Source organism: Ruegeria sp. AB9, assembly GCF_056542585.1.
In genome coordinates this window covers 113,347-129,569 of sequence record NZ_JBQGAA010000006.1, presented here as the reverse complement: position 1 = coordinate 129,569, position 16,223 = coordinate 113,347, and the positions used below count along the sequence as shown (strand labels likewise).

The 16,223-nt window shown below is 56.5% G+C and carries 13 protein-coding genes; 8 read left to right on the top strand and 5 right to left on the bottom strand.

Annotated features, from left to right (window positions below; translation table 11 throughout):
• Window positions 1-110: 110 nt before the first annotated feature.
• The 5 genes from ACR0K5_RS14520 to ACR0K5_RS14500 form a co-directional block, all read right to left on the bottom strand.
• Window positions 111-1,370 (bottom strand): TRAP transporter large permease, encoded by a 1,260-nt coding sequence (locus tag ACR0K5_RS14520; protein WP_480630364.1) that lies wholly within the window; start codon window positions 1,368-1,370, stop codon window positions 111-113.
• Window positions 1,367-1,900 carry a TRAP transporter small permease gene (locus ACR0K5_RS14515; RefSeq protein ID WP_480630363.1) on the bottom strand — a complete coding sequence of 178 codons (534 nt, stop codon included), beginning with the start codon at window positions 1,898-1,900 and terminating at the stop codon, window positions 1,367-1,369. The genes ACR0K5_RS14520 and ACR0K5_RS14515 overlap by 4 nt, the downstream gene beginning before the upstream one ends.
• Before the next feature lie 63 nt (window positions 1,901-1,963).
• Window positions 1,964-2,938, bottom strand: coding sequence for a TRAP transporter substrate-binding protein (locus ACR0K5_RS14510; RefSeq protein ID WP_480630362.1), 975 nt, complete (start codon window positions 2,936-2,938; stop codon window positions 1,964-1,966).
• Window positions 2,939-2,961: 23 nt separating this feature from the next.
• Window positions 2,962-3,504 carry a 3-hydroxyanthranilate 3,4-dioxygenase gene (locus ACR0K5_RS14505; RefSeq protein WP_480630361.1) on the bottom strand — a complete coding sequence of 181 codons (543 nt, stop codon included), beginning with the start codon at window positions 3,502-3,504 and terminating at the stop codon, window positions 2,962-2,964.
• Between the two features lie 106 nt (window positions 3,505-3,610).
• Window positions 3,611-4,564 (bottom strand): dihydrodipicolinate synthase family protein, encoded by a 954-nt coding sequence (locus ACR0K5_RS14500; protein ID WP_480630360.1) that lies wholly within the window; start codon window positions 4,562-4,564, stop codon window positions 3,611-3,613.
• A 157-nt stretch (window positions 4,565-4,721) separates the two neighbouring features.
• Here ACR0K5_RS14500 and ACR0K5_RS14495 point away from each other — a divergent pair, with 157 nt between their 5' ends.
• The 8 genes from ACR0K5_RS14495 (at window position 4,722) to ACR0K5_RS14460 (ending at window position 16,127) form a co-directional block, all read left to right on the top strand.
• Entirely contained in the window at window positions 4,722-5,495 is a 774-nt protein-coding gene (locus ACR0K5_RS14495; protein ID WP_480630359.1) for an aspartate dehydrogenase, read from the top strand.
• 2 nt (window positions 5,496-5,497) lie between these two features.
• The gene (locus ACR0K5_RS14490; protein ID WP_480630358.1) at window positions 5,498-6,463 is read left to right on the top strand and encodes a LysR family transcriptional regulator; all 966 of its coding nucleotides are present in this window, start codon (window positions 5,498-5,500) and stop codon (window positions 6,461-6,463) included.
• 82 nt (window positions 6,464-6,545) lie between these two features.
• Window positions 6,546-7,976: an NAD-dependent succinate-semialdehyde dehydrogenase gene (locus tag ACR0K5_RS14485; RefSeq protein WP_480630357.1), complete on the top strand. Its 1,431-nt coding sequence runs from the start codon at window positions 6,546-6,548 to the stop codon at window positions 7,974-7,976.
• A 192-nt stretch (window positions 7,977-8,168) separates the two neighbouring features.
• A complete protein-coding gene (locus tag ACR0K5_RS14480; protein WP_480630356.1) occupies window positions 8,169-10,418 on the top strand; it encodes a hybrid sensor histidine kinase/response regulator in 2,250 nt (749 codons plus the stop codon).
• Window positions 10,419-10,549: 131 nt separating this feature from the next.
• Window positions 10,550-11,653 carry a cytochrome-c peroxidase gene (locus ACR0K5_RS14475; RefSeq protein ID WP_480630355.1) on the top strand — a complete coding sequence of 368 codons (1,104 nt, stop codon included), beginning with the start codon at window positions 10,550-10,552 and terminating at the stop codon, window positions 11,651-11,653.
• An 11-nt stretch (window positions 11,654-11,664) separates the two neighbouring features.
• Window positions 11,665-12,852 carry a cytochrome-c peroxidase gene (locus ACR0K5_RS14470; protein WP_480630354.1) on the top strand — a complete coding sequence of 396 codons (1,188 nt, stop codon included), beginning with the start codon at window positions 11,665-11,667 and terminating at the stop codon, window positions 12,850-12,852.
• A gap of 5 nt (window positions 12,853-12,857) precedes the next feature.
• Window positions 12,858-13,427 carry an arsenate reductase (azurin) small subunit gene (locus tag ACR0K5_RS14465; RefSeq protein WP_480630353.1) on the top strand — a complete coding sequence of 190 codons (570 nt, stop codon included), beginning with the start codon at window positions 12,858-12,860 and terminating at the stop codon, window positions 13,425-13,427.
• 18 nt (window positions 13,428-13,445) lie between these two features.
• Window positions 13,446-16,127 carry an arsenate reductase (azurin) large subunit gene (locus ACR0K5_RS14460; protein WP_480630352.1) on the top strand — a complete coding sequence of 894 codons (2,682 nt, stop codon included), beginning with the start codon at window positions 13,446-13,448 and terminating at the stop codon, window positions 16,125-16,127.
• Window positions 16,128-16,223: the final 96 nt, after the last annotated feature.

Sequence of the window (16,223 nt, the reverse complement as noted above, 5' to 3'; positions counted from 1 at the left end):
TGTGACCTGTTGGCGGTGTTCCTGCCAGTTTAGCTGACAGCTACTGATAAGTTGAGCGTGTTTTCTGACGCAATACGTGGAACCGTATGCCACCGCAAAACGTGTCCAACTCAGATCAGCATCGTTGACAGGCTTGGGTAATAGCTGAGCAGAAGCAGCACCAAAGTGACCGCGATCAGAAATGGCCAAAGCGATTTCAGGATTGAACCGGGTGATGTACCGCTCATGGATGAGGCGATGTACAATCCGATGCCCACTGGGGGCGTCAGCAACCCAAGTACAAGGTTCAGGCAGGCAACAATGCCGAACTGATAGGGGCTGATATCGTATGAACCGGTTGCAATAGGCAACAAAATCGGGGTGATCAGGATAATCGCGGCGATGCCATCGATCACCATTCCTACCAGCAACAGCGCAAGGTTTACGATCAACAGGAACACGAACGGGTCCGAGGTGACGGACGTGATCAACCCAGCCAGTTGCTGTGGTATTTCCTCATAGATGATGACCCAGCCAAACACGCTGGCAGCGGCGATCATGAAAAGGACCATCGAAGCATTGGCTGCAGTGCGTTTGAACATCTCTGCCAGATTGCCCGGTTTCAGGTCTCCATATACCAACCAGCCCACAAGAAATGCGATCAGGGATGCTATCGCGGCGGATTCAGTTGGTGTGGCGATCCCGAACAGAATACCGCCAATGATCGACATCGGGATCAACAGGGCAGGGGCTGCATTGATCAGGGCCCGGATGGCTTCGGTACGCGTCATCCACTGCCCTTTCGGAAACTGCTGCCACCACCCGATCAGGGTAATGACCAGCGCAAAAGCAGCGGCGAGGATCAAGCCGGGGAGGATCCCGGCAATGAATATGTCGCCGATCGGAATCTGTGCCAGAACGCCGAAGATCACAAACATCATCGACGGGGGGATCACCGGAGCCAGAAGCCCGCCCGCCGCAGTTGTGGCAGCCGCGAACCCCTTGTCATAACCTTCTTCTTCCATTGCGGGGACCATGGCACGCGACATGACCGCGATTTGCGCCGTTGCAGAGCCAATGATTGCCGCCATGAACATGTTGGCCAGCAAGTTGATATAGGCCAGCCCGCCGCGAAATCCGCCGACAAACACCCGGGCCAGCGCGACAAGGCGCCGGGTCATACCGCCTTCGTTCATCAGCTCACCCGTCAACATGAACAGCGGAATGGCCAGCAGGCCGTAGTTCTCAAGACCGCCGAACATTTTTTGCGCGAAGCTGTCATAAAGAACCGTGTTTCCGCTTTCCCAGATGTACCAAATGGCCGTGATGGCCAGCACAATCGCTACAGGCACAGACAGAAGCAGAGTGGCCAGAAAGACAATGGGGCTCATGGCTGTGACCCCTGCGCCGGAGTACTCAGCAAATGCATGGTGGAATGCAGGGTCGCGCCAAGCGCAAAAAGCCACATCACCAACCAGAACAGGAATTTCGGCAAGCCAAGCGTTAGTGTTGGCTCTGCATATATGAAATTGAATGTTTGACCTTGGAAAGCCACCGCGTCAAAACCACTGCTGGCGATATCCAGCGGCAGGAACCAGCGCCAACAGAACCACAGCATCGCAAGGGAAAAGGCAAACACGACCACGTCCACACTCTTGCGGATCAGTCGCTTCGCGCGATCCGGCACGTTGTCGGAAACAATGGAAATCGACACTGAGCTGCGATGATGCAAAGCGGCAGACGCCCCCAGAAATGTCATCCAGACCATTGCGTAAATCGCCAGCTCATCGACCCAGAACAAGGCGTTGCCCGCTGTACGCGTCACGACATTCAGCAAAATCAAAACCGTTATGCAGACCGCCAGAAAGGCGGCGCACCACAATTCGACCCGCGCCAAGCCAGCCGACAGCCGATACAACATCGCTGTTCTCCCGTGAAAAAGGGCGCAGGATGGACCTGCGCCCTTTTCGTCATGTCGTTTTCGTTATTTTGTTTCTGCCGCAGTCTGCCGCAAAGCGTCAAGGGAAGAGGTCTTCTCGGACCAGATCCCATTCCACTCTTCAATCGCGTCGCCAAAGAACGAGGCATCGACTTTCTTGTAAGCCTTGCCTGTACCCTCGATCTGCTCCAGCCATTTGGCATCGTTTTCAACATACGCGTCGATGGTGCTGTCGACATGTTTGGCCATCAATTCAGCAATCATCGCCCGGTCTTCTTCCGATAAACCCGCCCAGACCTTGGCCGAAACCAGACCAACCATGGGGAACATCATGTGATCCGACTGCACGATCGTATCTGCGTGTTCATAATATTTCAGAACCCAGATCAACTCGGCATCCATGTCGATGGCATCGACTTGGCCGTTGGCCAGCGCATCATAGACCGCAGGCAAAGGCATTGGCGTCGGCGCAGCTCCGACAGCATTGTAGAAATCAAGAATGGGCGTAAATGGCGTGATCCGTAGCTTCAGGCCAGAAAGATCGTCGGCGGATGAAACCTCGCCGCGGCTGACGATCTGGCGCAACCCGGCCATACCATATCCCAAGCCCACGACACCAACCTGCCCCGGCAAGGGTTCCAGCATGGATTTGGCCGTATCAGATCGCAGGATGCGCCCCGCGTGCCCGATGTCATCTGCCAGATAGGGCGCATAGAACGCCCCCAACTCGGGCGCGCGGTTGGAAACCTCGGCCACCGTCATGAAGGCCATGTCCAACGCGCCGGTCTGCAATTGTTGCAGCATTTCGGCCTCGTTCCCCAACTGGCGGGCCGGGAAAACCGAAACCGAATGTGCGCCACCACTGGCCTCATTCAACTCGGCCCCAAACGCTTCGGCGGCTTTGGTCCAGATATGCGGTGGCGGTGTGATCAGACCCAACCGAAACTCTTCGGCGTGAGCGGCCACGGACGCCAGTGCCAACGCAGCCGCAGAGGCGGCGATTTTTGCGAAATGTCTCATTACTTCCCCTGTTCGATCTTGTTTTACAACGTGACCCAGCCCTCGGGCGGTTCCTTTCCCGGGTGCACAGCCTGACAATCGGGGCAGGTGCGGTCTTGTTCCGAGGCATAGAACTTCTGATAAACCGGAGGCAGGTCATCAACGATAGACTTTAGCTGCATTTCCGCTCGATGCACCAGTGATCCGCATTCAAAGCAATACCATTCGATGGCGTCCAGCTCTCCGGTCTGGCGCTTGGGTTCAATCACAAGCCCGATCGAGCCTTCCTGAGGGCGCTGTGGCGAATGGCGTACATGCGGAGGCAGCAGAAAAACCTCGCCTTCACGGATCGGAACATCATAGAACTTCTCTCCGTCATAGATTTTCAGCACCATGTCGCCTTCAAGCTGATAGAAGAACTCTTCCACCGGATCATCGTGGTAATCGGTTCGCTTGTTCGGACCACCCACAACAGTGACCATCAGATCGGCGTCTTCCCAAACCTGACGATTCCCTACGGGCGGCTTGAGCAGATGGCGATGCTCGTCGATCCAGGCCTTAAAGTTGAACGCTTTCAGTTTTGACATGTCCCACTCCCTTTACCGGAAAGTTTGGCGTGTTTTTCCATAACCGCAAAGAAATTATCAGCATCTAGCTATCAGAATTCTTTATAGTGCCATGGATTCAGCCGGTTCAGACGCGCAGGCCGCATTCGCCGAAGGCTTTGTGAATGATCATTTTTTCTGCGTCGGTCAGCTCGAGCATCGGTGGGCGCACGCGGCCACCGACCTGTCCCAGCAACTCCTGCCAGTACTTACCAAAGGCCGTTGGCTTGCCTGCCGGACGTGTGCGTTTCATTGCATCGCGAACCGGGTTGAGGCTGTCAAACACCCGGCGTGCTTCATCCGCCTTTCCGGCGAACGCCAAGTGCGTGTATTCGTTCATCCGTTGATCGACCTTGCTTTGCAGCTGATAGGGCGGGGAGGAGCACAGATAGAGCTTCCAATCGAGTTCGAGGATATTGTCCAGCCATTCATGCTCGGCCGAAGTCGATACGTGGATCTTGTCGCCCACCATATGGGTCAGTTTCACATACATCTCACGTGGGACCGAATACTTGATTGCCACGATATTCGGCAAATCCGCGATACGCGCGCATTCTTCAGGCTGCATCAGATAGCCACTGTCAGGATGGCTCCACATGGCAATACCAATATCCAGCTCATCGCAGAACCGTTTGTAATACTGGTACAAAACCTCGCTGCGATCTTGCACAAAGCTTAAAACGGGAGCGTGAACCACGATGTAATCCGCGCCGCATTCCTGGGCGTGATGTGCCAGTTCCAACGCCGTATTCATGTTCTGATCCGAGACTGAGACAATCACCCCTGCCTTACCCGCGCATTCATCTACGGCGACTTCGAAGTTCTTTTTGCGCTCTTCGATGTTCATCGAAAAGAACTCGCCCTGTTTGCCGGCGACGAAAAGACCCTGAATGTCCAGATCGTCGATCCAATGCCGGATGTTGGTACGCAGCCCCGGTTCATCCAGCGATAGATCTTCGTTGAAAGGGTTCAAAGCCGCGGCCCAAATCCCAGTCATGTTTTCGCGGGCGTAGGCTTTCGCGTCGTGTTTTGAGTACTTCATTGTCTGCGCGTTCCTGAGGTTCACCGGTGGCGTTGATCCCATGAAAGGCAAACGACGCAGGTCTATCCAGTGCAATTTCAAAGAAATGGATATCCGAAAAAATTATAGCAATAACTTATCAATTCAGTTTTTTTCAGCGCCGGTCTAGAGTTCAGGTATGAAAATCGCAGTCATCGGAACCGGCGCAATTGCGCAATATGTGCAGAGTGCCTTGCCAGAGCATGGGCATCAATTGAGTGCGATTCTGGTCAGACCGCATCGCGTTGATCCCAGTTCACCTCTGTCAGTCGTATCGGTTGAGGACCTGCCGACCGGAACCGAAATGGTCCTTGATTGCGCCGGGCACGAGGCTTTGGCGGGGTTGGGACCGGACATATTGGCGCGAGGACTGGACATCATCAGTGTTTCTGTCGGAGCACTTGCGGACCAGCAAGTCGCTGATCGGTTGAACAGTGCCGCGCGAAAGGGTGGGGGGCGCTTGCATTTTGCAAGCGGCGCCATTGGCGGCTTGGATTGCCTGAGTGCGGCGGCAGTCGGGCCTCTCAAGTCGGTTACCTATGTGGGGCGCAAACCTCCTGCGGGGTGGAAAGGATCGCTGGCTGAATGCCGTCTTGATCTAAATAGCATCAGTGCTGCTGAAACGCACTTTCAGGGTTCTGCGCGAGAGGCCGCACTGGCATATCCCAAGAATGCCAACGTAGCGGCGGCAGTGGCATTGGCGGGTGTTGGATTTGATGAAACGCAGGTTCGGCTGATTGCCGACCCTACGATCCACAAGAATATTCACGAGGTCGAGGCCGAAGGCGATTTTGGCACTTTTCAGTTTCGGATCAGCGGCACCGCGCTGCCCGACAATCCACGAAGTTCGGCGCTTGCGGCCATGAGCGTACTGTCTAAGCTGGACCAGCTCTGCAAACCAATTGTGTTGTAGCCATGGTTGCGCGTCACTCTCGCATCGTTGATCGTGCTTTGACCCGTCTGAAGTTGCGCCAACTGCGACTGCTGGTTGCCGTGGGCGGCTATGGAAACATCCAGAATGCCGCGCGGGAACTGGGAATCTCTCAACCCGCTGCCACCAAGATGATTCAGGATCTTGAACTGGACTTCGAAGTCAAACTGTTCACGCGCACCAATCGTGGTGTGGTGCCGACCGTTTTTGGCGAAACTCTCATACGTCACGGGAAACTGATTTTTGCTCAGGTCTCGAATGCCGCGCAGGAGCTTGATGATCTGAACGAAGGAAATTCAGGTCGCGTCGTGGTCGGCACTTTGCTCGCCGCGTCAACCAGCCTCTTGCCTGCGGCAATCGAGATGCTGCTGGAAGACCGCCCGAACGTAGCGGTCAAGATCAGCGAAGGGACTAACGAGGTGCTGATGCCCAGGCTGCTGTCGGGTGAGATCGATATGGTTGTGGGGCGGCTGCCGTCACACCGTCATCGTGACAAGATCCGGCAGGAAAAGCTGTTCGAGGATCAGATATTGGCAATTGTTGGCAATCAGCATCCGCTGGCCGACCGGCAGGACGTTACATTTGCACAGACAAAACCCTTCGGCTGGATTTTGCCACCACAAGAAACCACGTTGCGGCGTCAAGCTGACCACTTCTTTGTAGGTCAGCAACAATATGTACCGCCGGTCATGGTTGAATCAGTATCCTATCTGACGAACCGAGCATTGTTGCAGTCACGTGACCTGATCGGTCTTCTGCCCGCGGAAGTCGTCGCTCAGGATATCGAAAACGGGCACCTTGCCCAGCTGGCCTGGGCGGTTCCGTTCGGGCAGGGGCCGATAGGGGTGTCTTTCCGCGCAGATGACGATCTGTCGCCTGCGGGGCGGGCTTTCAAAACAGCTTTGCATCGCGCAGCGCAGGATAAACAAACCAGCTATTCGTCAAATTGATATCCGTATTTGTTCAATTCGCTTGAGGTAATACGCAGCATCGCGCGATCACAAAAACATGGCAAGTGGAGGCGCCGGTTTCATGTATCCAGAACTTAACCTGTTCATTGACGGCACGTGGCGAAAAACCGACCGGGATATTCCGGTTATCAACCCGGCGACCGAGGAGGAACTCGGTCGATTGCCTTGCGCATCAGTGAAAGACCTGGACGACGCGCTGGCGGCTGCAGTCAAAGGCTTCCGACTGTGGAGTCGCACCTCTCCGCGTGAACGTGCGGATACGATCCTTCGGGCCGCGGCCTTTATGCGTGAGCGTCAGGAAGAAATCGCGCACTCAATTACTCTGGAACATGGCAAACCCCTGAAACAGGCCCGGCTCGAGGTTATCCGGGGGGCAGAGTTCTTTGAATGGGATGCGGGCGAGGCGATGCGGGCTTACGGGCGGATCATTCCTGCAGCTCAGGGTCACAAATTTGCAGTGCATCACCAGCCCATCGGCGTTGTCGCCGCGTTTTCACCCTGGAACTTCCCCATGAGCCAACCTGCCAGAAAAGTCGCAGGCGCATTGGCCTCGGGCTGTTCGGTGATCCTGAAGGCAGCAGAAGAAACGCCAGCCGGGGCCTTGCACATTGCAAAAGCCTTCGAAGATGCAGGTCTGCCGCCGGGTGTTCTGAATTTGGTGTTTGGCGAACCGTCCGAGATATCCAGCCATCTGATCCCGCGGGGCCCAGTTCGTCTGGTAGCCTTTACAGGTTCGACAACCGTTGGGCGGCACTTGACCACTTTGGCGGCCCAACATGATACCCGGGTGCTTATGGAACTGGGCGGCCATGCGCCGGTCATTGTTTGCGAAGATACGGATGTGCAATCGGCAGCCGTTTCCAGCGCGGTTCGCAAAATGCGCAATGCCGGTCAGGTCTGCACTTCACCCACCCGTTTTTTCGCAAATGAGAATGTATTTGACGCCTATGCGGCAGGGTTCGTCGCGCGGGCTAAAGCCACAACCGTTGGCAATGGGCTTGAAGCGACTGTTGAAATGGGCCCGACGGCCAATGACCGGCGCGTGCCGGCTTTGACCGAACTGGTTGAAGACGCAGTGGCACAGGGGGCAACCCTTGCCACCGGCGGATCGCGGCTTGGTGATCGGGGATATTTCTTTGAACCCACAGTGCTTTTGAACGTTCCTGAATCGGCGCGGATCATGCGCGAGGAACCGTTTGGGCCGGTTGCGGTGATCAATCCGGTGGCTTCGTTGGGTGATGCTATCGCACAGGCGAATTCCGTTCCCTACGGGCTGGCCGGCTATGCTTTCACCAATCGGGCTGATTATATCGACCGTCTGATCGATGAGGTTGAAGTTGGCAATCTGTCGATCAACACACTCGAAGCATCCATGCCCGAAACTCCGTTCGGAGGCGTGAAATCCAGCGGATACGGGCGCGAAGGCGGAACCGAGGGGCTTGACAATTACATGACGGTCAAGAACGTCTGGCATTCGGTGGAAATAGTTTAACAAAGCCGCTCAATCATTTGATCTTGCAGTTTTTCATGGTCGATTCCGCCCAAGCTCCTCTGGTGCTGGTCGGCTTTGCCTGTGTAGAAACTTGGGCTCCGGAGCGATTTGCCGCGCATGGGTCACTTCGCAAATCTTGTTATGTCCAGCTAACAAGGATGCAGTTCAGGTGACAAAAAGCAGACCGTAGACATGATGACATTCTGGCGAACCCCCAACCTGTCAACTGCAGGCGTGACTCCGGATTATTCTCCAACTGCGCCGCTTGGCATTGCCGTCGCCATGGGCATTGCGCTTGCGTTCATTCTGTCGGTGTTTCTGTACATGTCTCGGGAAACCACGAACCGTATTGGTGAGATGCGCCAAGTCTGGCAGGATTACTCGGTGGAAACCACGCCGCGCGGTTACTGGATTTCAGATATCCGCGGCTATTTTGGGTATGGCGGGCTGATCCACAACTTCAAGAACTACGTTTTGCGGCATGACGTGGAATATAGTCCGACGCTGCTGCGGCAATCAAAAAACCTGCTGGCCACGATCGAAACCTATCGCAATGCAGCCCCGTCCCCAGTGGAACTGGACGCATTACAGCGGATCGAACGTGTCGCACTCGAATACGTTGGCAATATTCCCAAGATCGAGGCCGGCATAGCAGCAGGCCTTGGCGCGGAAGAAATTGATACACTGGTTCGGGTTGATGACAGTGATGCGCTTGAAGCCTTAACTACACTAGAAAGACTCTGGATCGCAGAACGGGATCAGAGCCTGTCGGACATGGTACAGGCGTTTTCGGACGGTGAGCAGCTTGTGCGCCGCTTTTCCTTCCTGCTGATTGGATTGATTATCGTGGTGGGCATTATTGCCATTCTGACAACCTTTCTGATCACCAAAACACTAGGCGCCAATCGCCGTCTCAAGGCTGAACTCGAATTGCGCGAGCAGGTAGAACTCGCGGAACGCAAGCTGGCACGCGCGGTTGAACAAAGCCCGGCCTCGATCCTGATCACGGATACCAATCTGAAGATCGAGTACGCCAACAGAAAGTTCTTTGACCTGAGCGGGTATGAGGCGGACGAGGTTTACGGGCAAACACCGAAATTCCTTCAATCCGGTCATTCGGGGCGGGGGACGTACAGCGACTTGAAGCAGAAACTCCAACGCGGGCAAAGCTGGTACGGCGTTTTCCGGAACCTCAGCAAGGATGGAAGTCATTACTGGGTCTCGACCGCAATCTTCCCCCTGGTCGACCAGAACGGAATGGTTACGCATTACATCGGTATCGGCGAAGACATCACCGAAACCCGGCGTACCCATGAGCAATTCGCTCAGGTGCAGAAAATGGAAGCAGTGAGCATATTAGCAGGCTCGGTCGCGCATGATTTCAACAATGTGTTGATGAGCATCACCGGCAATGCCGATCTGATCGAACTGGATGCAGACGGGAATGACGAGATCCTGACTTCGGTCAGTCACATCCGTATTGCGGCGCGTCGCGCGCAGGCGTTGGTGCGTAAAATGCTGACATTTGCGCGTCAGAAACCACGCAACCCCCGTCGGGGCGACATGGTCAAGGCCACACAGGAAGCGTTGGACCTGATACGTGTGTCCGCTCCGCCAAGTGTCGAGACCCGCTTTGAGGTTGAAGTCGAAACCGCTTTTTCTGATTTTGACAACACCCTGTTTTTCCAGACGCTGCTGAACCTATGCCACAATGCGTTTGAAGCGATGGCCAACCGACCTGGCGAAGTTGCGCTGCGCATCGGTTTGGCCAGCAGGGACAAGCTGGAAGATTTGCCGGATGAAGCGATCGGTGTGATCCAATTGGATGTCAAAGATACCGGCCCGGGTATGTCAAAGGAGTTGCAGGAGGAAGTGTTTCAGCCCTTTTTCTCGACTAAACCCGTGGGCAAAGGCACCGGTTTGGGCCTGACGATTGTGCATGACACCGTCGAAGAGTGCCACGGTCGGGTCGAGCTGCATTCAGACCCCGGCAAAGGCACATGTTTCAGCCTGTTTTATCCCCTGATGCCCGCACTCGGCCCCGAAGATCAGGCAGAGGTTGAGGCCGTGGCCGGGGAGGAACATGTCCTGTTGGTGGATGACGACGAAAACATCCTTTATGTTACAAGGCGTCTGCTCACGCGATACGGCTATCAGGTAGAGGCCTATTCCGACCCGTCGAAAGCGCGCGATGCGTTTCTGGATAGCCCGCAAAACTATGATATACTGATCAGTGATCTGATGATGCCTGGTCTGTTGGGTACAGATTTGATCGACTCTGTTCGCACGGTTCGATCGGATCTACCCGCGATCCTGATCAGCAGCTATTTCGATGATGCCGAAGTCTCCGTTATCGGAACGCCACCGATAATGGTGCAAAAACCTTTGGAGGTTCAAGCGCTTGCCCGGATCATCAGGTCACAGATGACCTCAGGCTCTTAACATAAGTTAATAATTCTTCACGAAATTTAACTTAGGTCAAATCGCTACGAAACAACTGCCCTCTAAAGTTCACTGTGCCGGTCCCCCGCCATCCGGAGAGACCGGACCAGCGATAAAGGGGCATTTAGATGATGACCAAAGCCAGAACATGGTTCTCGGCGCTGTCGACAGTTTCACTGCTGACGATGGGCGTTGCGTTCCCGGTTCACCAGGCCCAGGCACAGGAGCCGGGCCCGGTCGAAGCCATAGAATTCGACCCAGCCAAAGCGGCCCTTGGCAAACGTTTGTTTTTCGATCCGCGTCTCAGCGGCGATACCGAGCTGTCCTGCGCCAGCTGTCACCAACCGGAGAACGGTTTCACCGACGGGCAGGCCCTGTCGGACGCTTATGCTGGCAACCTGCATTTCCGCAACGTGCCGACTCTGATCAACAGCGCCAAGCGCGCTGCGTGGTTCCATGATGGGCGCATCGGCACAAACCTTAACGACGTAACCCGCGAAAGCATCACTGAGACCTACTCGATGAACATGGACATGCGTCTGATGCAGGAACGCATCAAGCAGGACCCGGTTTATGTCGAGATGTTCGAAGCCGCCGGGTTTGGCGAGCCCTCGAATGGCGGCGTGCGTAACGCGATCCCGGAATACCTGAAAACGCTGATCTCTCGCGGAGCGCCGTTCGATACCGGCGAGATGTCTGACGAGGCAAAGGCGGGCTATGAGCTGTTCAACGCCAGCGGTTGCAATTCCTGCCACGCAGGCGAACGGTTCACCGACGACCTGCCACACAATATCGGTGTGGGTGACAACCCCGATATCTGGGAAACCCCTGAACGCCACATCACCTTTGTGGCGATGATGAAATTCCTGGGCGTCGCGAACTATATGAACCTGCGCGCCGACCCGGGCGCCTATATCCGCACCCACACCGCCGACACCTTCGGCACCTTCATGACCCCCACGCTGCGCGAGTTGACCTATACCGCGCCTTATATGCACAACGGCACGCTGGCGACGCTCGAGGATGTGGTGGCCTTCTACAATTCCGGTGGCGGCGACGATGAAAACAAGGATCCACGCATCAAGCCGCTGAACCTGAACGAGACTGAACAAGCGCTGTTGGTGGCCTTCCTGGAGGCGTTGTCTGGCGACCCGCTGACCGGTCCCGACTTCGTCGCCGAGCAGATCGATACGGACTATGCGCCGATCGAAAACTGGCAAGACGCGACAAACTGAGGAGTGGACCCATGAAAGACCTTTCGTCTTATCTTAAAGGCACAATCGCCACCGCTGCCCTGTTTGCCGCCATTGGGTCGCAGGCCGTCGCGGAAACCAGCATGGAAATCGAGACCGGCATCGGCGGGGCAGACCCCGACTCGGACGCGCCATTGGTGGCTCTGGGTGAACCACCCATCCCATTGGACAATCCGCAGACTGATGCCAAGATCGAACTGGGCAAGATGCTGTTCTTCGATGCGCGTCTGGGTGGCAACCCATCAACCCCATGTTCGGCCTGTCACATGCCGGAGGTGGGTTGGGACGTCGAAGCCCCGATCTCGTTCGGCTATCCTGGCACAACGCACTGGCGCAACAGCCAGACCATCGTGAACTCGGCCTATTACGGCAAGCTGTTCTGGGCGGGCTCAAGCAAAAGTCTTGAAAGTCAGGCCAAATCCGCTGCTGGCGGAGCGGTCGCCGGTAACGGCGAGGCCGACATGATGGAGGCCCGTCTGGCTTTCGTGCCCGAGTACGTTGAACGCTTCAACGACGTCTTCGGCGATCAGTGGCCGCGCATCGGAAACGCATGGCGGGCTATCGCCGCGTTCGAACGCACCATCGTTCAGACTGACACGCCCTTCGACAACTACCTGCGCGGGGACGATGCGGCACTGACCGAAGAACAGAAACGCGGTCTGGAGCTGTTCACCGGCAAGGCGCAATGTTCCGAATGTCACAACGGCGCGTTGCTGTCGGATGAGAAGTACTACAACACCGGCGTGCCCGCTTACGATGGTTGGCAGGATGACGGTCTGGCGCAAGTCACCTTCCGGTACGAGCTGTATGCCAAAGGCTCGACCGAAGAGATGTATCGCCACACCAAGGACGACCCCGGTTTCTATTTCCGCACCAAGGAAAAGGCTGACAAGGGCAAGTTCCGCACACCGTCCCTGCGTTATACCCTCTATACCGAGCCCTACATGCATAACGGCATGCTAGAGACGCTTGAGGATGTGGTCGAGTTCTACAATCAGGGCGGCGGCGAGAATGAGTTCGCCGATAACAAATCCCAGCTGATCCAGCCCCTTGGTCTGAATGATCAGGAAAAGGCGGATCTGGTGGCCTTCCTTAAATCCCTGTCCGGCGAGGAAATCCTGATCGAGGAACCTGACCTGCCGGACTATCAGCCGCTTCTTGCGGTTGCAGCAGAGGAGTGAGCGCTGTGACGAATCATAACGCAACCGGATGCAGCTGTTCCGGCGAGGCCAAGAAGGCTTGCACCGTGAACCGTCGCCAGTTTCTGTTCGCCTCGGGCGCGACAACCTTTACCGTGATGGTGGCCATGCCCACCCGCCACGGTCAGGCCGAACAGGTGCCCGCGCTTGTGTCCACCTATCCACGCAAATTGATCGGCAAACTGTCCGAGCTGGAACAGGATGTGCCTGTCGAATTCTACTACCCGGATGAGGGGGATTATTCGGATTCGATCCTGGTCAAAACCGGTACCGAATGCGGTGGCGGTATCGGCCCGCAAAAGGATGTGGTGGCGTTCAACCTGACATGTACGCATCAGGGCGGATCGCTCTATGACACCTACAAGGCGGATCACAAAGTGCTGGGCCCGTGCCCGCTGCATCTATCAACCTACGATGTGACCCGACACGGCATACTTGTGTCCGGCCAGGCGTATCAGTCGCTGCCGCAAGTCCTTTTGGAGCTGGATGGTGACGATATCTACGCCGTCGGCATGTTTGGCCTGATCTACGGCCGTTACGACAATCTCATTGCATAAGGGGAGGGGAGACTGACAATGGCAACCCCGTATTACGTACCCGAAACCAACGTCCCACTGCCGCCCAAAGGTGCTGAGGTCATTTCGACCGCTTGCGACTACTGCATCGTGGCCTGCGGTTACAAAGTCTATCGTTGGCCTGTAACAGCCAAGTCGGGCGGCCCCGGCGCGGACGAAAACGCCTTTGGTGAGGACTTTCCTGTGGCACCCTTGGGTGCATGGGTCGCCCCGAACCAGCACAACATCGTGCTGCACAAGGGACAGCCGCACCACGTGGTGATTATCCCGGACAAGGATAACCAGACCGTCAATACCGACGGTGACAGCTCCTTGCGGGGCGGGTGTATCGCGCAGAAATGCTATAACCCGCAAACCCCCACACGCGACCGTCTGAAGACACCGCTGATGCGAATTTATGGTACGCTGATGCCGGTTCCATGGGATCTGGCGCTGGATGTGGCCGCAGAGGTGGGCAACCACGTCATCGCTAAGCACGGCACCAACGCTTATGGCGTGAAGACCTTCAGCTATCAGTATATCGAGAACACCTATGCGATCTCGAAATACGCGCTGCGCCATATCAACACCGCGAACTTCACGTTCCATGACACGCCGTCCGACGTGACCTCGACCCCCGGTTTCCGGGATGCGGGCTTTGACAATTTCGGCCCCTCCTATGAGGACTGGCGTGATGCTGAGACCCTTCTGGTCTGCGGCACCGACCCGTATGAGACCAAGACCATCCTCTATACCCAGTGGATGATGAAGGGGATGCAGAACGGTCAGAAGGAAATCTATTTGATCCCGCGCCGGTCTGCCGGTGTGGCCCATGCGGAAAAGATGGGTGGCCTGCATATCGACGTTCTGCCCGGCACCGACCTTCTGGTCGTCAACGCCATTGCCCGCGTCATCGTGGAAAATGGCTGGGAAGACAGCGACTGGATCAAGAAATGGGTCAATAACAAGTGGGAAAGCTCCTCCGGCTTCGGTCAGGGTACGCGGAACACGCCATGGCAGTGGCGCACGACCTGGGGCAAGTTCCAGACCAAGGGGTTCGAGGACTGGAAAGAATGGCTGTTGTCGCAGGACGAATTCGCGCCTGAGACTGCCGCAGCCATGGCCGAGATCGACGTCCAGAAGATCTATACAGCTGCCGAATGGCTCGCCAAACCCAAGGATGACGGCTCGCGCCCGAAAACTTCGATCATGATCGAAAAAGGGTTTTACTGGTCCAATAACACCGGCAACACACAGGCGATTTCCGCTCTGGGCATCATCTGTGGTTGCGGTGGGCGTCCGGGTCAGGTCATTGGCCGAGCTGGTGGTCACCAGCGCGGCGGCGTGAAGGGCGGGAAATACCCGCGCAACAAATCGCCCGAGAAACTGCCGGGTCGCCGTCGCCGCGCCATGGATACGGACCGATATCTGATCGCGGGTCATACACGTATGGCCCACGTGATCGGCACCACCTGGATTCAGTCCATGTGCGGCAGTCAGCAACTGGCCGACAAGTTCGAGGAACTGACCGTCCGCAACCCGCACCAGATCGCCTCTTTCGACAGGCAGGAGATGATCGACACGCTGAAGGCGCGCGCCGACAGCGGCGGTATGGTGGTGATCAATCAGGACATCTATCTGCAGGATCCGATCGGCAACCGTTACGCCGACATCGTGTTCCCCGCAGCAACCTGGGGCGAAGAGGATTTCCTGCGCGCCAACGGCGAACGTCGCCTGCGTCTGTATCAGAAGTTCTATGATGCTCCCGGTGCCGCCAAGCCGGACTGGTGGATCATCGCCCAACTTGCCACGCGGATGGGCTTTGACGGGTTCGACTGGCAGAACTCGAATGAGGTTGCGGAGGAGGCCGTGCGCTTCACCCGCGGGTCGCGCAAGGACTTTCACGCGGTGTATCGTCTGGCCAAAAAGGAAGGCAAAGGCCTGCACCAGAAGGTCCGCGAGTTTGGTACCGATGGCGTACAGTGTCCGGTCATGCTGGATGCCGATGGGGTTACGCTGATTGAAACCAAGCGCCTGCACGACACAACCCGCACGCTGCCTGATACCGGTGCAGCTGGCAAAGATGTGTTCAACAAGAAATTGACGCACTTCAACAGCCAAACCGGCAAGTGCAACATCCAGAAATCGCCGTGGGGCCTGTTCTCGGACTATTGGGAATGGCTGAAACCCAACAAGGACGAAGGCGAGCTGTGGGCGACGTCGGGCCGGATCAACGAACGCTGGCAGTCCGGTTTCGATGACCGCCGCCGCCCGTATATCGTGCAGCGCTGGCCGGAAAACTGGGTCGAAATTCACCCCGATGATGCGGCCGAGCGTGGTATCGAAAGCGGCGATTATGTGATGGTCTATTCTGAACGTGTTCCGGGTAACAAGACCACGTTGCTGGGAGTAGAAGGCGATGACTTCCAGTTCTCGAAACTGATGGAGAACGGGCATATCGAACTGACCAAGGCGGCAATTACCGCCGTGGCCATGGTCACACCCGCCATCAAGAAAAGCGTTGTTTATATGGACTTCCTGCACATGCAGCAGCCCGCAAATGCGCTTGAGGGCCGGATCGTCGACTGGATCAGCGGCAACTACAACTACAAGATGGGTGTCGCCAAGCTGCGGAAACTGGGGCCAAGCCCCTACAAGACCTCGTTCCGTACGATGTCCTTTGCGCCGCGCGACATTGCCTGATGACGGCTTCCCGGGGGGCGGTCGCCATGCCGCCCCCCGGGACAGGTCCCACTGCAGAAGGGACCTTGGGCCGGGCGTCCCCGGTTCACTGGAAGG